We start from the raw sequence: 19,032 nt of genomic DNA, 5'->3' as shown, positions 1-19,032 counted from the left end.
ATTTCGGGTAGCTGAATGGAATACAAAAATCCCTGCAATAACCACGTAAATTATTGCAGGGATTTTGATTTATTTCGCCCCACGCTTGTTCAGTACATCCGCTATCATGTCTTTTACATCCTGTCCGACTTGTATGAAATTTTTATACAAGATGCGTTCCCGTTCCTCCCTCGACTTGAAAGTGTAGAACTTCGGTAGCGGTACATAGGCCGCTTCCTCCGCTTTTATCTCCCTCATATCGAAATCCGTCTTGCAGAAGAACTTTGTAGTCTTGAACTCTTCCGACTCCTGAATGTTCATCGAGCCTCCCGTACCGGTTTTCGTCTTCACGAAATCACGTGCCGTCTGTCCGCAAATCCATCCCGTCGCCATATCCGAAATTTTCGAGGCGGGTACAAGACTGTCCATGTTCTCATTGAGATTGATACTCGTTTTGTCCCGGTCGATCGTCACGCCCTTTTTGACCTGTACCACCTTGCCGAAAATGTCATTCGACAACCATTCCAGTGTCTCTTTTGCGCGAGCTGAACCGCTTACCACGTTGCCCACTGTCGTGATGATTTTTTGCATTCCCACTTTTCCGTAGTCAGCCTCCAACTGCGGCAACTCCTGAAAACCCAGCGTTACGCTTACCTTGTTGCTTCTCGCCGTACCTATCAGTCGGTCTATCTTGTGGAAATACAGTGTCGGTAGCTCATCCACGATGATGCTGACCGGAATATTTTTCCCCTGCCCGGTGTTCACACGGGTAACGAGACGGTTCAATATCAGAGCGTTCAACGCTCCGATGATACTTTCCATTTCCGGATCGTTGGCTATCAGCAGATAACTGGGTGACTTGGGGTCACTAACTTTCAGGTCGAAATCGTCCCCATCCTTGTGGAATATCCAGTAAGATTCCTTTGTAGCCAAACGGCTGGTATAGACACGCAGCGTACCTATCATACCTTCCAACTGTTCCATCGCCTTGTTTTTGAAGGCCGTTTGGAACGGGCCGAGCAACGGCGCGACCTCGTTGTCCGTCTCAAGTACCTCAAAAATAGTCTGGTAGCTCTCATTGAGAAATGAAAGGATATGCGGCATATCCGAGTATTTTCCAAGCCAATAGGCAGGTTCCACGATGCTGCCACCCTCACGGTCACGAACGACACCCGTCGGCTTCCAGAACTTCGTCTGCGGATCTTGCCGTTTCTCCGCATACAGTTTCTTTCCGTTTGCATCGTAGGGTTCCCGCTCGTAGTTCACGAAAAAGTAGATACAGGCGGCAAGAAAGTTCACGGCAGAAGTCTGAAAGAACTGGTCACTGCCTCCGCCTCCCTCTTTCTTGCCTTTCTGCAGGGATTCCAACAGGGTTTCCGCCGTTTCGCTCGCCGCCGCAAGATTATTGATGTACTTTGCCTGAATGGGGTTCACCCGTTTGCTGTACTCCACATCCACGAAGTTGATGATGTTGAACTTGCATCCTTTTGGCACTTTGCCGAGCTTCTGGTTTTTCTTGTAATGATAGTAAAGTTTAGTGGCAAGTGTCGGAAATTTGTAGTCATAGACCACCATCGCGAAGCCCTTGGCACTATGTTGGCGGATGAACGGTTCTATGATACTGAACGTCTTACCGCTACCTGGAGTTCCAACCACCCATGTTCCTCTGAAACAGTTGCTTATCGACACCCATCCCTTGCGAAATTTACCTTTGTAATAGTACCGCATCGGTATATTCACGCTATACTGGTTCTCATCCTTCTCTTCGCTCTGCTCGAAACTTTCATTCTCGAAGTTAAACCGGTCTTTACCCAGTCCCTCCTTGATGAACTTCGAGATGTTATCCAATGCGATATGCACCAATATCACACCGACCAGCGTAGCCGCCATATAGAAGATGATGTTCAGCGGCAGGGTGTAGAGCCTCGTTTCCATCGTATGATGGTACAGCCACACGGAGAACACAATCAAGAACAATCCGCAGATAAGTGGATATAACACTTGCCTGCGTGCGTCAAACTCCAAGTGTTTTTTGTTGCGTGTGCCGATACAAGTGATGCAGATGAGTAGGAAGGTCGCTATCTTACTATACACGAGGTTGCCGTCGTTATAGATCATCCATCGCTTGATGCGCCCGTGTATATCAATCAATATGCCGCCCCAGTGGTCGAGCATGGCAAGGTCTATGGCATACTCGAAGAACTCCATCAGCACGGAGATATAGATGACCGCACGGAATATTTTGTAAAATCCTTGTAGTTCCTTGCTTTCTTCCATTGTCTTTGTCCTTTCCCTCTTTTCGTTCCTACCTGTTCAGTGTGATAATCGGCCGCACCTTGTGCGCCTGTGTCTTCGGGGTCTCCTGCATCGCACCGCTTCCTGTCGAGTAAAGCCACGCTTTCGCCGTTTCCTGTCCGGTTACCTCCGTCGATGTCCAGTACCAGCAGTCGTTTTCATCCAACGGCAGCGGATGGCCGCCACACCGTTCGATGACAGGATTGACGGTTTCCCGGACGGCATACAGCAGCCGCATCTGTGCCACCGACGGGATATAGGCACTCTGTCCGTACCGCCACAGGTCAAAGACCGCTTCCGCCATAGGCGAAGCCGTCTCCCGTGTGTCGTACAGCGCAAAGGTGTTCATGTTCCCGTCCAAAGCCTCGATGTCGGCCGACGTCCCTTGTGCGACACCGAGGCTGTCGGCAAAAGCTGCCGGAGCAATGTCCCACAGGTAAACCGCATAGCCGTTCCCTTCCGTACCTTCACGGTGTTCGGTATCGAAGACAACCGCTATTGCCCGTTTTCCCGACTGTTCATACTGTACGTAGGATAAAGCCGTACCGTCCTCGCAGAGAATATGTCCCGGACGTACCGCCGTATCAGGTACGTCGATATGGGCGTCACAGGCAGCGCACAATACCGCCGTCACTGCCATTGCAAACCATTGAATCTTTCGTATCATGTTATTTTCGTTTTTTGTTTTTCCTTTATTTTATCGGCAGTTTCACCCCCAGCACGATACCTGTCCGCAGCAAATCCGCCCCTTTTATCATCATGTCACTCTTTACCTGCCAGAACAGTGTGCATCCCGACCGCAGCACATAATTGTGCTCGTAACCCACATGGATTCCGGCAAGAAACTTGTTCGTGTCGCTCCCTGCCGAAGCTCCGATACGCAAGTTGCCGTAATGGTTGCGTCCACGCACCACACAAGGTTTGTACGCCACACCGAAACCGTAAGTGCGATAGTTGCGCCAGAAGGATTCCGGACAAATATGACCGCAAGATTTACATTCCGTCCATTTCAGATAGCCGTTGGCGAAAAACTCCCACGCATGGCGGTAGTTCATTTCATGTTCGTAAGCAAGCGTTACGTCCATGCCGTTCTCATACAGCAATCCCACTCCAAGCGAGAGGCGGCCGCTGTTACGCTGCGCACTTGCATTCATGAAGACGCACATGCAGGCAAGCATCAGTATTATCGTCTTTTTCATCGTCATTCCTCCTCCAATAAAGCGGTGTTAAATGAATCGGCCGACAGCACATCCTCGTAGTCAATGTTCAGGCTGATATTGCGCCCGCTGATTTGTTGTTCCGTCATTTCGATGGTCAGCAGCTTGTCGTTCGGAAAGGTCATCTTTTTCACGACAATCACGTTCCGGTAGCCGTGCTTGAACGTCTTGCCGTGTTCCAATACCAGGGCAGGCGTCAGCTCGATGGTCTGCGCGTTGGTTGCCTTCGAAAGTTTCTTGTCCGACAGTTTCACCCGTATCTCGTCGATGTCGAAACGGATGTTCGTTTTGTTCTCGATGGAAAAGTCGATGAAGAAATAGTCGCCCACCGAGTAAATATTGTTCAGGCGCATTACCATTCGGTGCGCCTTGGTCGCCACGTTGCGGATTTTCGCGGGCGAGTTCCACACCCGTCTTGCAAAACGCACCATGTCGGCTGTGGACATCGAGACCGTAGGATTGTTGTAGGCATCCCGTTCCTGTAGCTGAATTTCCTTGTCTGCCACCGCCTCGCTTATCCGCGTGGTGTAGATGAGTGCATACTGCGTGCGATAGCGTTCCGTTACGATGGTGACGATGGCCAGCACTTCACCGTCCTCGTGTCCCGTCTCTTTGGGCTTCAACCGGATGATGTTCTCAATGGGTTGGTCGCCCGCCACCTTGTCTGTGGAAATATCCACGAAGCGGACCGGTTCCGTGGCTGTGATGACGGTCGTTACCTGTTCATTGACAGTCAGCCGTTCCATCTCTTCGTATGTACGCTGAGCCTGTGCGTTCCGTGTGGCAAAAAGTCCTGCCGCCAGAAGAAATGCAGTTACAATTATTTTCTTGTTCATATCGTTTCTGTTGATATTGTTTATTTCTTTATTTCCCTTATTTCGCTTTCTTTAATCCATGACCACGTTCCAGTTCCTCCCGAATCCGTCGTCCGACAATTTCGCAATACGTCGGTTCAATCTCGAATCCGATGTAATGCCGCCCCGTGCGGATGGCGGCAATGGCGGTCGTACCCGAACCGATGCAGTTGTCCAGCACCACATCGCCCTCGTTGGTATAGGTACGTATCAGGTACTCTATCAAGGCTACCGGCTTCTGTGTCGGATGATAGAATGCTCCTGTCTTGTGTTCCTTGGGTATGGAAATGACAGAGGTCGGGTACTTGTCTTCGGCAACACGCACCGGAGCCAGTTTCATTTCACCGTAACAGCGGTTCGTGAAACCGTCCGTCTTGCGGCGTCCATGATTCCTCCGTTCCGGTGGACACGGCGTCATTTGAGGATGATATACCGGCTGACGGTCGTAGAACACGATGATGTCCTCATGCTGGCGTAGCGGCATCCGGTTGGCATTCAGGTGACCCGTTACCCGGTCTTTCCGCCACACGAGGTTATACCGCCACATCCGGGGTTGCGAGAGCATGAGTTGCGCCGAGAAAATGCCCTGCGCAAAGAGGATAACGGGGCTTCCCGGCTTGGTGATCCTGCGGTACTGTTTCCACAACGCTTCGAGCGGTATCTGCCTGTCCCAGTGTGCCGCCTTGTTGCTACGGTTCAACACGCCGTAAGGCAAATCCGCTATCACGGCATCGACACTGCCGTTCGCCATGAGCTTCATACCCTCGATACAGTCCATATTATATATGTTGTCAATCTCTATCATGGCTTCCGTTTTTACTGTTTCTCACGTCCGTTCACCAGATAGACGAAAGTGCCGTATTTCAGCTTTACCTTATTTTTTTTGATAGCTTTGCCGATGGCATTGCTCGTTTTCTGGTAGGCATTCGTAGCGGCTTGCATTCCCCATTGCGAGAGACTGTTGCCGTAACTGCCGGTATTCATGTTCAGATTCCCCGACACCGCACCGCTTGCCACATCCTTGCTCGTTTCCCGGAACTGGCTGTTCGGTACATAAAGCCCTTCCATGCCGTCCGTGTCGTAAAGGGACAGGCTGACCTTCACCAGTTCGTCCTCGATGAGAATGCTGGTGATGTTCCCCTTCACACGCCCCGACGAGAAGCCGCTCATGGTGGCATACAGATACGACCCTCGTTTGACCACGCACTCGTTGATCTCCACGTCGTCGAGCAGACGCAACCGCACACGCGAGCCGTCCACCGCCTTGATGTCCTCGTCGATAATGGCCTTTATCAGTTTCGGTTCACGGGCATTGACCGCAAGCGTATTGAAGTAATCCGAAGCCGTCTTTACCTTGCGTACCACTTCGCTGGGCGGTTCGTTCTCTGACGGGGCTTTTACCGAACGGCTCTCTTCCTCTATTTTTCCCTTGACCTCTATGGTTGCCGTCGGGGGTTGCGCCGATGCGGTACTGTCCGTATCGGTCGCCGGTAATACCTCATTGCGTCCTCTCAACCTTGCTTCGGCAAGGGCTTTCTCCAGTTCCGCGAGAGCTTCTTGCTCGCGTGTCTTGGCATCGGCAATTTGCGCTGCCGCAGCCTTTTCCTGCTGTTGCTCATCGAGCAAGGCGATGTCGTCCACCGTGTATTGCGATTCATATTCTTCCTTGTTGTCATCGGGTTCATCTCGTTCTATGTTATCCACTGCGGAGTAATCCTGTATCTTACCCCATGATTTGGCCATGTTCTCGTACTTGCTGCCTATGCCGTCACCGCCTTTAAGCCGGGCATCCGGCAAATCGGGGTTCAAAAACTCCGTTGTCTGCAGCGTCTTGTCCGGAATCTCCGCCGTTTCGGTATGAAACAGGTCGAAGATGAAGTACGATGCAACCAGAAGCGGGATATACAGGACAGCCGGAAGCATATACTTCGGCTCCCTGAAATTGATTTTATCAAATATCTTCATCATACATCTTTTAATTGAGTTGTACATACTTGCCTTCAATGCTGCAGTTTTTCAGCACTTCTGCGTTTTCCACTCCGAATGCGATCAGGATGCTGCCGCAACCGGGAGAATCGCCGCGTGTTCCGTCCGGGCGGTAAAACCGGATGCGGTGGCGCAGGAATTTCATGCCCGTCGCTTTCTCGAAAATGACGTCCTGAAACATTTTGGAATCGCAACGGTTGAACAACAGCGCGATGCCGTTGCCGTGTTCCGCCAGCTTTCGGACAAACTGTTCGATAAGGGGACGCGAGTACGGAGGATTGAGCCATACACGCCCTTCCCATTTCAGGGACAATCCGTCCATGTTCCGGTCATACATGACTTCGGCGGTCGGCCACAACGGACGGATAGGGGCGCAAGGGTCAAGGTCGAACCTGCCTAACGCTTTCAACACCTCCTTCGGGGTGTACCATTCGTCCGACGAGCGGACTGATTTTTCAAATCGTGTATTCATAAGCACTCCTTTATTGCGGTTCATATTTCTTGTTCTCGTTCCGATTTTCCCTTATTTCACCCCCTTGCAGCCTCTTGTGTCTTTCCCGTAGCACCGAATCCTGCATTTCCGTCGCCGTGCGTGTCGGCCGGCTGTTGCGGTATGCCATTGTAATGCGATAGATGTTCCAAGTGAACCCTCCGATAGCGAAACCAAAGACGATGACCAGAAAAAGTATCCGGTGCGCGTTGGCGAATCCCTGCACCTTGGCGGCAGCCTTGTCAATGCGTGTCGCTTGGGCGAACTTTCGTCCGGCGGACACCTCCCGCTCGTAACGGTCTTTGTATTTCGGATCGTTCTTGTCCGGCATCTTTTCACCGAAGAGCATCCGCCTGAATCCCTTGATATTCATAAACTCCGTTGTTTAGTAGTTGATCTTCGTTTTCTGTTCGATGTCCTTGTTCAGCAGGGTTCGCCAGTTCACGATAAGCAATCCGTGCGGGTTGTTTTCTGTTCGGGGCACACGCTTAAGTTGCCCCGCCGTGACCAGTTCCCGCATGAGGATGTTGCTCCGCCGCTCAATGCGTTGCCGTCCGTAGTAAGTGAACTCCATCTTCTCCTTGTTGAAAGCCACGCTGTCACAATAGATGGAGAACACCGAACTCGTACCCAAAATGTTGGAGTAGAAACCCTTTTCCTTGAGCGTGTTGTATTGTGCCAACCCCGTCTCATCCACCAGATACATCGCTTTTTCCATCGTATAGCGGATGTATTTGTCATCTGGCGGTAACGTGAAAAAATAATGGTGGAACATTTCCACATGGCTTTTAGCTTCCATGTCAAGCGTTTCGTCCATTGTCGTGCGGTTCACGAGGATAGGCACGTTGCCGTCCAGCACATACACCTTCTTCTGCGCATCCGAGACCATCGTCCGGGCTGTCCAGATACTTGACAAGCTGATGATGACACATCCCACGAGAAAAGCGGTACAGATGATGCCCACCAGTCTTATTTTGTTTTCCAAATTCTTGATGACCATCGGTTATTCCCTTTTACCGTTCAACATCTGTACATATTCCGTGTGCAGCATGGGTATGACCGCATCCCGAAGTTCCGTCAAAAGATTCTCGAACTCCGCCGAGAATATCTCCACGTAATAGCCCTGCATCTCCACGTGGACAAGCACCCACCAGATTCCTCTTTTGCGCTTACCTGCGTTCCGCTGCAGCAGGGCAAGACGCAGCTTGTACGTCAGGTACGTCACCAAGGGGGCGATGTACCGGTCGTCGTACTCGAAGGCTTCGTCCAGTTCTTCATACTGCGGGTCGATGCGGTGGTTTTCCGTCACCTCGCAAACCTCTTTTCTCGCTCGTTCCTGTGCAAAGGACATGAATTTCTCATCCTTGCACCAACTTTTGATTTTCTCTTGCAATTTCATGTTGTTATGATTTTTATTGGGTTTATATTATCTTTTGCGGATTATCTCATGATGCCGCCCAACCCTCCGGTTGCCGTCATCTTCGCCTGCTGTGCCACGCCCTCGCCGAAGTTTCGGGTAGAGAATGCCGTGTCGCCCTCCGGTATCATCCATGCCGCCAAGTCCGGAACAAGGTTCAGGCACTTGAGGGCTACAATCGAAGCCGCCATCAGGTAGCCTGCCGAGAAGAACGAGTTTTGCAGGTAGGCAGCCATCGTCTGCTCGCTGGCGGTTATCGCCGTCAGGTTCTCGATTTGGATGCACAATACAATGTCAAAGAGCAGCAGCACATAGAAGCCCACGAAATAGAGCATCGCCCCGTAGAAATGCACCGTCAGATAGCGTGTCAGCCACTTCGCCCAAGCACCTTCCCATTTCGGCAGGATGCTGAACGCCCACTGTATCGGTCCGAAAATCGTCAGCATTCCCAACAGGATTTGTTGGCAGTAAATCGTTGCCCACCAACCGATTCGGAACACCACGAGAGCAATCAACATGATGATTTTGTCTATCCCCACGATGACTCCTGCCGTCAAAGACGTGAACCACAACTTCGCCGCATCCTTTTCCATGCTCGTCACTTCGTCCACGCCGGTCTGCTCCATTGTCGCCTCTATCAGGTTGGGATCGGATGTGCCCGTGTGGGCGACATCCGCCTGCGCCTGCAGGTTCGTGTACATCGTGTCACGCACATGGATGAGCTGTTGAACTTCCTCGAACCTGTCCGATATCTGTGAAGCTTCAGCTTCGTACAGGTCATGGGTGTACGACCCGATGCAATTCGGGATGTAGGACAGAAAGTCCAGAAAACACCAGTTGTTCCGGCTCCCCGCCATACCCGTGTCCGCAGGCGGATACCACCAGCAGATGATAATCGACACGGCAAGCGGCCTAAACAGCTTCATAACGTCCAACGGCTCGTGCTTTACCATCATCTTGTAGGCGATACCTGCCGCCATGACGATGGAGAACAGTGCCGCGAGTGCCATGCACATCTGCAATATCCACCAAAAAGGACCCTGCGCACCGGTAAAAGTCGCGTCCGTCAGAAACTCGTTGGTCTGAAAGATGACATCATCTATTTCCTCCTCCAACAGGTTGATGCCGAAATCCGAAAGTATATCTCCGTTTGCCATAGCCCTGTCTTTTTATTTCCCTCTGTTTACACTCTCGTTGTCATCTTCGCCGTTTCCGTTGCCGCCCGATTGCGAGCCACGCACCGCAAGGCGTGATTCCTGCCACCGGCTCATGGCATTGCGGACAATGCCGCCCTTATGCAGGGTACGGTTGTCCGTTGCGTTCAGCAGTGTGCTTGTTGCCGTTGCGTTCTGACGCTTGGCGAGGTAGCTCACTAAAATCTCGTTCTGCCGTGCCACATCCTCGTAGATGCGCAGATACTCCTTCTTTCGCTGGGCGTTTGGCATATAGGCGTCTTTCGTGGCGTTGATGGCGCACTGATAGACGTGGTAGTATTCCGTCCACCGTTCCTTGTCGGCCGGAGTACCGCCGGACAGGAGAATACGGTCGATGTTGCGCCGGAACCGGTCCATCTGTCTGCTGACCTTATCGCCCTCGGCAAGCCACGCGATGTCCGCCTGCCGGTCGGCAACGTTCAACGCCTCGACCTTCGCCCGCTTGACCAAAGCCGAATCAATGGCTTCCGCTTCGTCCACCTGGTTGTAGAGATTGATACCGGCAAGTGTGCGGAACGAGAGCTTGTTTTTGGCCGCCGCCGACTTCTTGTATTTGTTGTGCAGCACGGAATAATAGAGGTCGGGCGAGAGTGCGCCCGTACCGGTTTCCATGACCGTTACCTGATTCTGCTTCGGCGAATCATGGTTGTACGTTACATACTGTGCGTGTACGGCTGTCGTTACGGTGACCGCCACTGCCATGAGTAATAGTTTTCTGTTCATATTCTTCTCTTTTTGTCGTTAATAATCCAGTCTTCCGGCTCCGCGCCAACGCCCGAAGGCGTCATCGAGAATCTCCCGCATGGTGCGGGAGCGATATACCTTTGCTTTCCAATAGCCGATGCGCACTTGAATGTACCGCCATGTCTCGAAATAGGCCCGGTTCAGATGCCGCTCGATGTTGTCCAATGAGCGGTTGATGGCCTCCAACACCATCAGCAGGTCGGAGGTCGAGCAGGCTGCCGCTCCGGTGGCATACAGCACGAGGTCGCTCACGGACTTGTAGAGCTGTTCCCCCTCACGGGCAATCGCCCTCAGCCCCCTCGCATTGATGGAGATAATCAGGGTATCTGCGGATTCGATGCGTCCACGTTTCAAGATCTTCGCATTGAAATCCTCCAACAACGATTTATAGTCGCCGATACGGTCGCTGACCGATGTATAGGTATTCTTGACGTTCAACACCGTGCGCAACGACTGGTACATGACGTCGATGGCATCGAACGCACGGGTGTATTTGTCAAGGTCAATATTCAACTCTTTATAGTCCCCAATTTCTTTACAGCTGTACTCGTGCAACAGCTTGTTGCTGTACTCCAAGGTGCTACGAGCCAACAGCAGGCTGCGCTGCTTCTTGTGGTCGTTGATGTAGGCTTCGACGGAGACTATATCGAAAGTCCACTGCGCCTTGGCGATACCGGGCAGCAGGGCGAACAGCACGACGGCAATCTGTATGGTACGTTTCATGGCCGTACCTCCTTTCTGCTATTCCTGCTGTTGCCGCTCCGAAGCGTCCGTGCATTCTCCACCCAGCGGTCATGGCATTCCTCCACGAGTGTCAGCCTACGGCCTTCGTCCGTGTCCAGTCCGGGCTGCACATCCTTCATCACGTCAAGGATGCTCCGCTTGTAGTGCATCATCTTTTCCAGCGATACCAAGTCGGCATATATCTTGGTGATTCTGCTGTCCACCTCTCGCGCTATCTCAAGGCGGTCGCTTGACCACAGCAGATGGTACACGTCGCCTGATGGCGTTTCTTCCGTCGGTGCGCTGCGGGCGTATTCCGTCGTGATTTTACAGGACGGATGTTCACGGGCGATTTCGGCTATCCGGTCGTTTACCAGTTTAGCCTTTTCCGCATCCGAAAGTCCCGGATCAAGGGTCAGCACGTCAGCGACGTGTGTGTCCGTATATTCCGAAGTGAGTTCCCACTTGATTTGGATAATGGTACGGTGTATTTTTATGCCGAGAAAATATTTCGGCTTGCGGGCAATGGAGACCGTAGCCCTGAATGTGATGATACCGTTGATATTCGGCATGGTCGCCTTGCGTACATACGAGTAGCCGTTCCATGCTCCGCCGTCCTGCCAAGTAAGACCGTATGCCGCCTTGCAGTCCTGCATGATGGCAGGGATGCGGTAATAGTCATCCGTCGCCACGCTGTTGTCGTCTGCGGCATCCGACTTTGCTTGGGCATAGTCGGACTGTTTCTTCTTCCATTCCGCGAGTTCTCCTTTCAGACGGTCTATCCGTGTCTTGTTCGCGTTGTACTGCTGCCGGTAATTCGCCGCATCCTCAATGCTCGCCGTACTGATTTTCTTCAGCAGGACAGCGTTCTCGTTTTCCAATGCCCCGATTTGCGCTTCAATATTGGCCGCTTGGCTGTTCGCCTCGTTCAATAGCGCGTCCAGTTCCGAAAGGTCGAGGTCGTTTTCCGTCACCGAGGTCTGCATGGCGCACTCCTTGGTGTGGGCATTCAACGAGCTGCCGCACTTGCGGCACTTGTACTGTGTCGAGCCTTGTCCGAGCGTAACCCCGTCGGAACAGGTCACGCTGATGGTCACGCTCTCGCATCCCTTCAATTTGGCTGCGTCCGTTGCTTGGTAATAGTTCCGCGCACCGGAAGATATATAATAGGTGTAGCCGTCCTCGTTCTCGTTGAACTCCGCAAGCCGGACATTCAGTTGCGCCCGAAACGTGTTCAAGTCCATCGAGTAGGAATCGAAGACTTCCTCATAGACGACCTCTTCTTTGTTCCAGTTTTTGCTCACATGGATTTCGTATGCGTATGCCTTTTTGGTCTGCTTGTTTTTCTTGCTGATGATATAGGCACTCATCCAATAGTTGATGCTGTAGCTGAACCCGTCGTTCTGGTTGTTCAACTGCTGCACGCGGTTTCTTGACCAACCGGCATATCCTTCCGAGTTGGCAAGTACCTGTTCCCGTTGCGAGGCATCAGGATAGAAATTCGGGTCGCTCGTGTTGAACCGCACCCATGCGCCCCCGTTCAGGATGCTGTTGTCGTCCGTCGGAGGATAGTAGTCGCACAGCGATACGCTCCCTTGGTCACGCCGGGCAATGTACCACCGCTGCGTGTAATAGTTCCCCATCGCTTCGTCCAGGTAGTCGGTCATCCATGCCGTGAGGTTGTAGTTGCTGAAGTTGAACAGACCGGCCACGTTGTCCGGACCACCCACCATGTCAATCAGCAAGCCGCTGATGTCATGTTCCGCCTGCTCGAATAGACTCCCGTAGTGTTCATACAGGTTGCCGATTTCTTCAACCTTTCCACCCAGCAGGTCATGGAACGAGCTGCTTTGCAACAGGGCGTCACCAAGATTGGCAATGCCTGCCGTTGCAAGGCCGACCCCCGTGTTATAAAGGTTGTCGAGGTCGCTTTTCAGGTTCTCGTGGGTGAAGTTGCCCGGTATGCGGGCGAAGTTGTCCATCATCCGCTGCCAGTCGATGTTTCCCGTTTCGGAGAGTTTCAGCAAGGGGGCAATTTCCGGATTGATTTCGAGAAAGGCGATGTCCGAAAAGGTCAGCGTGCTGTTGGTCACCACGCTCTCGAACTGCATACACAGACTTTTGGTATCATCGCAGACTTTCATCAGGTAACTGCCCCAATAGATAGCCGTTTGCGGCGAATGGAGCATCTGCTTCGCCACCACCCATATCTTGGGCATGATTTTCTCCGCCACCATCCGGTAGATGCGCCGGTAGTAGTAGTTTTCCGTACGGCTGTTCCAGATGCCGAGGTCGCTCAGGGCTTTATGCTCCAAGAACTTGGCCGCGAATATCCCGGCGGTAGCGACCTCCGCTGCCGTGTAGTGCTTGAGGACGTCATCGACCTGCTCCCGGTAGTACCCTTCGGCGACCGCTTCCGTACCGAAGGCAGCCACCATCGCCGCAACGGTACGGGTGTCGTAGTTCACGCTGTAATACTGGGCGTGAACCGTCTGGCAGAGTGTGACCGAGGCGATGGTCAGGATAAGGAGTAGTCGTTTCATGGCTGCAATGTTTATTTGGATTCATGCACGGGACGGAGGTTGAGCACACGCCCCGTCTCGTTTACTTTTTGTGCAAAAGGCAGGGCCTTCCCGATACCGCTGGCATCCCAGTCCCGGCAATATGCCTCGATAGCTTCCTGATGGCTGCACCGAAGTTCCTTCTTGTAAAGCTTCAGTGCCTCCTTTTCCGCCCGTTCGGTCGTGTAGGTCATGTAGCACTCGTGCGGCTCTTCCACGCCGTACACGCCGCTGGTCGTCCCCCGACGGATAAACACTTCGCGGAAGAAGCTGCGCCCATCCTTGTTCTCCAAGCGGTTGATGGTAAATATCTTCTTGCAATCCACCTCGGTCAGACCAAGAATCTTTCGGATTTCGTCAAAGCGTTCCTTGAACTTGCTCTGGTCAAGCAGCATCACCACGTCCGAGTTGTTGATGATGGCCTCCTTCACGATTTCGCTGCCGATGATGTCCTGTATCTCCTGCGTCACCACGCCGACAGAAGCCCAAAACTTACGGGCGGTCTTGTACATGAACTTGATGTATTCCGCCATGAGCGGGCTGGCAATGGCCTTCCACGCCTCTTCGATGACAAGGACTTTACGGGTCTTCTTGATGCGCATTTTCTGCAGGAACACGTCCATGATAATCAGTGTGACAATGGGAAACAGTTTCTTGTTTTCCTTGATTGCATCCACTTCAAAGACGATGAATGTCTCGTCAAACAGTGCCGAATCCACATTCTCATTGAGAATCTTCTCATATGCGCCTCCCTTGTAGAACGGCTGCAGCATGGTCGAATAGGTCGAGTAGCTGATTGTCGTGATGTCATTTTCGGTGCAGATCTGCTCCAGACGGTCGAATGAGTAGTCAAAGAATGAGTTGAAGTTCAGTTCCGACACTTTGAGAGCCGCCCGCCGTGCCTCAAGCACCTCTATCTGTTTGCGCACCATCTCATCCACCTCTCTGGGTGGTTTGTTTGGGTTCTTTCGGCTGGCCGCCGCAAACAGGTTTTTCAGCAGTACCTCCCGTTGCTCGTCGGTGTATCTTGTAAATCCGTTGAAATAGGCATCATAGTAGTCTATGATTATCTGCTCGACAATGCGGAACTCGATTTCGGGAATCTGGCTGTCCGACCCTTTCCAAATCATCAGGATAAGGTTCTTGAGGAAGTCTATCTTCTCGATATTGTATTCCTCCCGGTTGATGCGAAACGGATTCATCGTAATAGGCCGTTCCTCGGTATAGGAGATATACTTGCCGCCCAGATACTCGCACAGTCCCTCGTATGAGTTCCCCGTATCGACCATCACCACATCCGTTCCCTGCTCATGGAGCTGGCGCACGACCGAGTTCATATGAAAACTCTTGCCGCTGCCCGAAGGCCCCAAACAGAAAAAATTGGAATTATCAGTCAGTTTATTCTTTCCCTCTTTTCCCGTGATGTCGATAGCCACCGGCACGCCCTGACGGTCGGTGTAGTAAATCTTCAGCGGCGTTTCCTCGCTGTGCAGCACACGCTCCTTGTACATCAGGCACATCGCCGCATCGGAAAGGGTCAGGAAACGGTCGTATTCCTCATTGAGCGTGTAGCAGTTGCCCGGAAACGAACCGACGAACAGTTCCAGTTGGTTGTATGCCCGCTTGCTGATATGGATACCCATACGCCCGAAAGCGTTTTCCAAGTGGTTCGTACACTTTTGCAGGTCTGCACCGGCAGACACGGCCACCACCATGTTGAAGTGTGTATATACCAGTTGCTTGCTCTCACGGGCGATGACTTCCTGCACACGCTTGATGTCCTCGACCGCCATCTGGTTGTTCGGATTGGGAATGCTCGCGTGGCGGTTCTTCTTTTTGTCGAGCAGCGACAGCTCACGCTTCTGGTTGGGCAGGAAGATGATTTGGTTATAGACCACCGTCTCGGCGTTCGGGATGCTGTCCACCACCGACACCAAATCGACGGGCATTTCCGTGTTGTTGACCTCGATATTCGTGTACGGACGTATCTGTGAGGGCAGTGCGGCACAGTCCACGTCCACAAGGCTGTACACCTTGCAGCGTTTGTCGCCCATCGACACGGTTTCATCGTCCGCCTTGAAGTTCGTCATCGACACGGTGCGGTCTTTGAAGTTCATGGCGAAGTAACGATCGACGTACTCGCTCGCTTCGGCTTTGTTCAGGAATCTGGCCTGTACGCCGCCGTCACGTAACTGGTCGTGTACTTTACGGATTTTCACAAGGAAGTCGCGCCACTTTTTGCTATCGAACGAGAACAGACGGCTTTTCTTCGCCTCTTGCGTGATGGTCAGGTAGCAAAGGCTGTCCGTGTAAGGACGTCCCTTGAAATAACGAAAATAGGATGAAGACAGGAACTCCTGACCGTCAGTCGGTTCGCTCGCAAACTGTTTCCTGACGAAGATGTCCTGCTTGTGGATGGCGTACCCTTCGCCCAACGTCTGCGCAAGGGCGGTGAACAAGTGTGTGAAGTCGTAGTAACTGTCAATGTCCGCCGAATATTTCTGTACCGGATTCTCTATCTTAAGTACGGCGGAATATTCGCCGGTCTTGGTGTACAGCACACCCACACCGTCCGTTTCCTCCGCCGAGAAATAGATGTCCTGAAAGATTCGCTTGCGCTTGCCGCCCGTACCGAACGCATAGACCGACAAGGCCATACCCGCGCACAAAGCGACAAAACATAAAATGATGTATAGGGTCATTTCGATATACGTGTAATTAAATAGGGGCAGGTTCGCCTTGCTTCAAGACAAACCCGCCCGCGTTCAACAATCAATAAAGCCATGCACATTGCCGTGATGGTTTTTCTTTCGTCAGATCTTGCGCGAGTGGGCATACACATACACACCCGGAACGACCTTCTTGCTATGCAGTCCTTTCCGCTGTTTGAGGAGGATGAGCACGATACCGGCCGATACGACGGCTGCCAGCACGACAAGCCCGGCAATGAAACCGAGCAGGCAGTAGGCGGCGACAAAGCCGACAATGGCTCCGCACGTCGTCACCGCCGCCCAATATATATACCGGCCTTGGATGCCCAAAAACTCAAGAGGCCGTTGCAGTCCCTTGAACAGCGGGTAGTCCGGATAGCGTTCGTCCTTGCCTTTCATACTTATCCTTGATGTTTAAGCGGCAATACCGAAGAACAGAGGCAACGCCTTGGCCGCCGCAATGAGGAAGATACAGGCTCCCACGACCATCATGATCTTCTTCTTGACGTCCTGCTCCTCGTTGTTCATGGCGATATATACCGAGATTGCACCCACGATGGCCACAACGCCGGCAATGGCGTAGCACAATTTCACCATAATAGGCACATACTTGGCAATCTCCTCCGCGACAGTGGATAATGCGCTCGTACCGGCGGAATAGTCGCCTGCGGAGTTCTGCGCTTTCGCCACCATGCCGGACAGCAGCATGAAGGAGAACATCATTACTTTGGTAGGGATTCCGTTGACGAATCCGAATGCCTTGCGGCACAGTTGTTTGGTTTTCTGAAACATACGTTTACTTTTTTAGTGAATACTTTATTTGTCTGCGACCTGATACAAGTAAGGTTATATGCGGTAGCCGAAGAAAACCGGGAAAACATAGAATGCCCCGATCAGGAACAGGCACGCACCTACAAGCGTCATTATCGACTTGGTGATGCCGTCCTCGCCCGTGTTCATCTTGATGTATATCTGACAGACGGACACGATGACGTAAACTCCGGCGATAGCGCAACAGATATACTGGACATAGAGCATCATCGTCACCACGAAGTCGTGCATCGTGGCCAACGCATCCGCTCCCCAGCTATAGTTCACGCTGCCGCTTTTGGCAAAAGTCGTGTAGGGGAACGGGAGGCACAGCGCACATAGAATCTTTTTAGCTTTCGACATCTCACAACCGGTCTTGAATTGGGTTCCACTTTATTTCCGGTCGGTTGTCTAACCGTCCCTTGGAAATCATAGCCTTGTACATCTCCTCCGACGTGCGTGCGTCCGACAGGTAAGGCGTGGTCTCTTCCATCTGTTCCTCCGCCTCGGCCTTCAGCCGTTCCAGTTTCTCCTGCGCCGTTCCCGGTTTGTCCTTGACATCCTCAAGGGATGTTTCGGAAGAGGTAGCCGTACTTTCCGTCTCGTAGTTCTCGCTACCGATACTGAAGCCGGTCTCGCTTTCCGTGACAGCCACACTCTCTTCCTCTTCCGGTGCGCCGAGGTCGAAAACTTCCTCGTTCGGTTTGTCCGTCCCCTTTTTCCCGTAGATGTCATGCGCTATGATGACGGCGTAGTAAATGATGTAGGCAACCGTCAGGACGATGGCAAAAATGAAATATGAGTTCATGTATTTAGTATGAATATTAAAATTTGTATTAGTATGATTTTGCAAAGAAACGCACGAAATATAAAACCATAAAATAATTGAGCATTAAACATCTATTTCGTTAATGAGATTTATGTAATTTCCAAAAATCGAACTATTAAATCGTACTATATTGCAGTCTCTATGGAGGGAAATGGAGAAATCGGGGCATAAAAAAAGCTCTCGTGGTGGAGAGCTTTAGGTGGCAAAGGAGAACACTGAATATCAGCGTTTCTTTCCGCGCAGGTAATCGTTCAGGTCTTTGTATTCCGCATAGTGGCAGGATTCATCGCTGACACGTCCATCATACATCCCGGCAATGGTCTCTGTGGTTCTCTGCCCGGCAAGGTCATTGTCGAGATAACAGTGGATGACCGAATATTCCTGTAAACGTGCCAGCGTCTTTTTCAAGTTGTTTACCGAGTTCATCACGAGGTAGTCGCATGGCATGGCAAGACAGACCGTTCGGTCGCCTGCCAGTTTCAGTGTCATATAGGAAAGGAAATCCATGAAGCCCTCGAAAACACAGACATTTTCCTGTGTCTCTTCTGTCAGATGTCTTATCAATGAGATGTCCTTGTTGTTCAGGCATCCCTTGTAATAGGCGTTGCGCACCTCGTAACCACCGGAGGTATTGCCGAATGCGAGAGCGAAATAATGACGGCCTCGCAGTTCATAATGCACCTCCTTGCAATACATACGGCCGATGTCCGCGTCGATAAGCCGGGATTGGAGGTAAGAGAACAGGGCGTGATGGCGGAGTGGAATCACGATCACGTCTTTCATTTCAGCCTCCACCGGTCGGGGTGGAGCGGTCGGCATACGGGTTCTCGGTAGTGATGCGCCATTCACAAGCCTCTCGATATACGCCAGTGCCTCGCTCACGCAGTCCGTCCGGCAAATGTATTTTGCCAGTTCCACCAGGTCGCCGCCGGTCGCCTCGCCGAAATCGTACCATTCATTGATTCGGTCATTCACCTTGAACGACGGGGTACGCTCGTTCCGTAACGGTGAGAAGTACCAGTATTGTTCCGATTTTATATGCTGTGCATGGTGGCCGAGCTGTGCCAGAAAATCCACGATGCGTACTTGTTTTGCTTCTGCTATGGTCATCTATTTTTCTTTCACTTGATTTCAAAAAAAGGTTTAGTTTAGTTTTTCCCCTATATATATAAATACTAAAGTAAACTAAATGATATAAGCCC

20 protein-coding genes are annotated in these 19,032 nt (G+C 51.9%); all 20 read right to left on the bottom strand.

The window, feature by feature from the left end; all coding sequences use genetic code 11:
- Positions 1 to 69: 69 nt before the first annotated feature.
- Positions 70 to 2,256 carry a type IV secretory system conjugative DNA transfer family protein gene (locus tag HMPREF9720_RS12895; protein WP_004320491.1) on the bottom strand — a complete coding sequence of 729 codons (2,187 nt, stop codon included), beginning with the start codon at positions 2,254 to 2,256 and terminating at the stop codon, positions 70 to 72.
- 28 nt (positions 2,257 to 2,284) lie between these two features.
- Positions 2,285 to 2,941: a hypothetical protein gene (locus tag HMPREF9720_RS12890; protein WP_004320488.1), complete on the bottom strand. Its 657-nt coding sequence runs from the start codon at positions 2,939 to 2,941 to the stop codon at positions 2,285 to 2,287.
- Positions 2,942 to 2,966: 25 nt separating this feature from the next.
- Positions 2,967 to 3,479 carry a hypothetical protein gene (locus HMPREF9720_RS12885; protein ID WP_004320486.1) on the bottom strand — a complete coding sequence of 171 codons (513 nt, stop codon included), beginning with the start codon at positions 3,477 to 3,479 and terminating at the stop codon, positions 2,967 to 2,969.
- Positions 3,476 to 4,327, bottom strand: a complete 852-nt coding sequence (gene traN, locus HMPREF9720_RS12880; RefSeq protein ID WP_004320485.1) for a conjugative transposon protein TraN — start codon at positions 4,325 to 4,327, stop codon at positions 3,476 to 3,478. Before traN ends, HMPREF9720_RS12885 begins: the two co-directional genes overlap by 4 nt.
- 37 nt (positions 4,328 to 4,364) lie before the next feature.
- The gene (locus HMPREF9720_RS12875) at positions 4,365 to 5,150 is read right to left on the bottom strand and encodes a DNA-methyltransferase (protein WP_004320483.1); all 786 of its coding nucleotides are present in this window, start codon (positions 5,148 to 5,150) and stop codon (positions 4,365 to 4,367) included.
- An 11-nt stretch (positions 5,151 to 5,161) separates the two neighbouring features.
- Positions 5,162 to 6,313, bottom strand: coding sequence for a conjugative transposon protein TraM (gene traM, locus HMPREF9720_RS12870; RefSeq protein ID WP_005680011.1), 1,152 nt, complete (start codon positions 6,311 to 6,313; stop codon positions 5,162 to 5,164).
- A 7-nt stretch (positions 6,314 to 6,320) separates the two neighbouring features.
- The gene (locus tag HMPREF9720_RS12865) at positions 6,321 to 6,803 is read right to left on the bottom strand and encodes a DNA N-6-adenine-methyltransferase (protein ID WP_004320479.1); all 483 of its coding nucleotides are present in this window, start codon (positions 6,801 to 6,803) and stop codon (positions 6,321 to 6,323) included.
- 10 nt (positions 6,804 to 6,813) lie between these two features.
- Positions 6,814 to 7,194 (bottom strand): hypothetical protein, encoded by a 381-nt coding sequence (locus HMPREF9720_RS12860; protein ID WP_004301338.1) that lies wholly within the window; start codon positions 7,192 to 7,194, stop codon positions 6,814 to 6,816.
- Positions 7,195 to 7,206: 12 nt separating this feature from the next.
- A complete protein-coding gene (traK, locus tag HMPREF9720_RS12855; protein WP_004320476.1) occupies positions 7,207 to 7,821 on the bottom strand; it encodes a conjugative transposon protein TraK in 615 nt (204 codons plus the stop codon).
- A gap of 3 nt (positions 7,822 to 7,824) precedes the next feature.
- Complete coding sequence (locus tag HMPREF9720_RS12850) at positions 7,825 to 8,220, bottom strand: hypothetical protein (RefSeq protein ID WP_004320474.1); 396 nt, start codon at positions 8,218 to 8,220, stop codon at positions 7,825 to 7,827.
- 41 nt (positions 8,221 to 8,261) lie between these two features.
- Positions 8,262 to 9,395 (bottom strand): membrane protein, encoded by a 1,134-nt coding sequence (locus tag HMPREF9720_RS12845; protein WP_008645383.1) that lies wholly within the window; start codon positions 9,393 to 9,395, stop codon positions 8,262 to 8,264.
- Between the two features lie 12 nt (positions 9,396 to 9,407).
- Positions 9,408 to 10,175 carry a DUF5045 domain-containing protein gene (locus tag HMPREF9720_RS12840; RefSeq protein WP_004320453.1) on the bottom strand — a complete coding sequence of 256 codons (768 nt, stop codon included), beginning with the start codon at positions 10,173 to 10,175 and terminating at the stop codon, positions 9,408 to 9,410.
- Between the two features lie 18 nt (positions 10,176 to 10,193).
- Positions 10,194 to 10,919, bottom strand: a complete 726-nt coding sequence (locus HMPREF9720_RS12835; RefSeq protein WP_004320452.1) for a hypothetical protein — start codon at positions 10,917 to 10,919, stop codon at positions 10,194 to 10,196.
- Positions 10,916 to 13,462 carry a hypothetical protein gene (locus tag HMPREF9720_RS12830; protein ID WP_004320450.1) on the bottom strand — a complete coding sequence of 849 codons (2,547 nt, stop codon included), beginning with the start codon at positions 13,460 to 13,462 and terminating at the stop codon, positions 10,916 to 10,918. The genes HMPREF9720_RS12835 and HMPREF9720_RS12830 overlap by 4 nt, the downstream gene beginning before the upstream one ends.
- Positions 13,463 to 13,473: 11 nt before the next feature.
- Positions 13,474 to 16,182, bottom strand: coding sequence for a TraG/VirB4 family ATPase (locus tag HMPREF9720_RS12825; RefSeq protein ID WP_004320448.1), 2,709 nt, complete (start codon positions 16,180 to 16,182; stop codon positions 13,474 to 13,476).
- Between the two features lie 111 nt (positions 16,183 to 16,293).
- Complete coding sequence (locus HMPREF9720_RS12820) at positions 16,294 to 16,590, bottom strand: DUF4133 domain-containing protein (protein WP_004320446.1); 297 nt, start codon at positions 16,588 to 16,590, stop codon at positions 16,294 to 16,296.
- A 15-nt stretch (positions 16,591 to 16,605) separates the two neighbouring features.
- A complete protein-coding gene (locus HMPREF9720_RS12815; RefSeq protein WP_004320444.1) occupies positions 16,606 to 16,983 on the bottom strand; it encodes a DUF4134 domain-containing protein in 378 nt (125 codons plus the stop codon).
- Positions 16,984 to 17,037: 54 nt separating this feature from the next.
- A complete protein-coding gene (locus HMPREF9720_RS12810) occupies positions 17,038 to 17,364 on the bottom strand; it encodes a DUF4134 domain-containing protein (RefSeq protein ID WP_005679963.1) in 327 nt (108 codons plus the stop codon).
- Between the two features lies 1 nt (position 17,365).
- Positions 17,366 to 17,809 carry a hypothetical protein gene (locus tag HMPREF9720_RS12805; protein WP_004320438.1) on the bottom strand — a complete coding sequence of 148 codons (444 nt, stop codon included), beginning with the start codon at positions 17,807 to 17,809 and terminating at the stop codon, positions 17,366 to 17,368.
- 243 nt (positions 17,810 to 18,052) lie between these two features.
- Positions 18,053 to 18,940, bottom strand: a complete 888-nt coding sequence (locus HMPREF9720_RS12800; RefSeq protein WP_004320436.1) for a toprim domain-containing protein — start codon at positions 18,938 to 18,940, stop codon at positions 18,053 to 18,055.
- Between the last annotated feature and the right edge of the window lie 92 nt (positions 18,941 to 19,032).

It is taken from the genome of Alistipes sp. HGB5, assembly GCF_000183485.2.
Lineage (GTDB): Bacteria > Bacteroidota > Bacteroidia > Bacteroidales > Rikenellaceae > Alistipes > Alistipes finegoldii.
Note: the sequence above shows the minus strand (reverse complement) of the source record. Positions and strands in the feature narration are given on the sequence as shown.

What these genes read in the sequence shown, in the direction of transcription:
- HMPREF9720_RS12895 (WP_004320491.1), bottom strand. Translation starts at nt 2,256, where the DNA reads ATGGAAGAAAGCAAGGAACTACAAGGATTTTACAAAATATTCCGTGCG.
- HMPREF9720_RS12890 (WP_004320488.1), bottom strand. Translation starts at nt 2,941, where the DNA reads ATGATACGAAAGATTCAATGGTTTGCAATGGCAGTGACGGCGGTATTG.
- HMPREF9720_RS12885 (WP_004320486.1), bottom strand. Translation starts at nt 3,479, where the DNA reads ATGACGATGAAAAAGACGATAATACTGATGCTTGCCTGCATGTGCGTC.
- traN (WP_004320485.1), bottom strand. Translation starts at nt 4,327, where the DNA reads ATGAACAAGAAAATAATTGTAACTGCATTTCTTCTGGCGGCAGGACTT.
- HMPREF9720_RS12875 (WP_004320483.1), bottom strand. Translation starts at nt 5,150, where the DNA reads ATGATAGAGATTGACAACATATATAATATGGACTGTATCGAGGGTATG.
- traM (WP_005680011.1), bottom strand. Translation starts at nt 6,313, where the DNA reads ATGATGAAGATATTTGATAAAATCAATTTCAGGGAGCCGAAGTATATG.
- HMPREF9720_RS12865 (WP_004320479.1), bottom strand. Translation starts at nt 6,803, where the DNA reads ATGAATACACGATTTGAAAAATCAGTCCGCTCGTCGGACGAATGGTAC.
- HMPREF9720_RS12860 (WP_004301338.1), bottom strand. Translation starts at nt 7,194, where the DNA reads ATGAATATCAAGGGATTCAGGCGGATGCTCTTCGGTGAAAAGATGCCG.
- traK (WP_004320476.1), bottom strand. Translation starts at nt 7,821, where the DNA reads ATGGTCATCAAGAATTTGGAAAACAAAATAAGACTGGTGGGCATCATC.
- HMPREF9720_RS12850 (WP_004320474.1), bottom strand. Translation starts at nt 8,220, where the DNA reads ATGAAATTGCAAGAGAAAATCAAAAGTTGGTGCAAGGATGAGAAATTC.
- HMPREF9720_RS12845 (WP_008645383.1), bottom strand. Translation starts at nt 9,395, where the DNA reads ATGGCAAACGGAGATATACTTTCGGATTTCGGCATCAACCTGTTGGAG.
- HMPREF9720_RS12840 (WP_004320453.1), bottom strand. Translation starts at nt 10,175, where the DNA reads ATGAACAGAAAACTATTACTCATGGCAGTGGCGGTCACCGTAACGACA.
- HMPREF9720_RS12835 (WP_004320452.1), bottom strand. Translation starts at nt 10,919, where the DNA reads ATGAAACGTACCATACAGATTGCCGTCGTGCTGTTCGCCCTGCTGCCC.
- HMPREF9720_RS12830 (WP_004320450.1), bottom strand. Translation starts at nt 13,462, where the DNA reads ATGAAACGACTACTCCTTATCCTGACCATCGCCTCGGTCACACTCTGC.
- HMPREF9720_RS12825 (WP_004320448.1), bottom strand. Translation starts at nt 16,182, where the DNA reads ATGACCCTATACATCATTTTATGTTTTGTCGCTTTGTGCGCGGGTATG.
- HMPREF9720_RS12820 (WP_004320446.1), bottom strand. Translation starts at nt 16,590, where the DNA reads ATGAAAGGCAAGGACGAACGCTATCCGGACTACCCGCTGTTCAAGGGA.
- HMPREF9720_RS12815 (WP_004320444.1), bottom strand. Translation starts at nt 16,983, where the DNA reads ATGTTTCAGAAAACCAAACAACTGTGCCGCAAGGCATTCGGATTCGTC.
- HMPREF9720_RS12810 (WP_005679963.1), bottom strand. Translation starts at nt 17,364, where the DNA reads ATGTCGAAAGCTAAAAAGATTCTATGTGCGCTGTGCCTCCCGTTCCCC.
- HMPREF9720_RS12805 (WP_004320438.1), bottom strand. Translation starts at nt 17,809, where the DNA reads ATGAACTCATATTTCATTTTTGCCATCGTCCTGACGGTTGCCTACATC.
- HMPREF9720_RS12800 (WP_004320436.1), bottom strand. Translation starts at nt 18,940, where the DNA reads ATGACCATAGCAGAAGCAAAACAAGTACGCATCGTGGATTTTCTGGCA.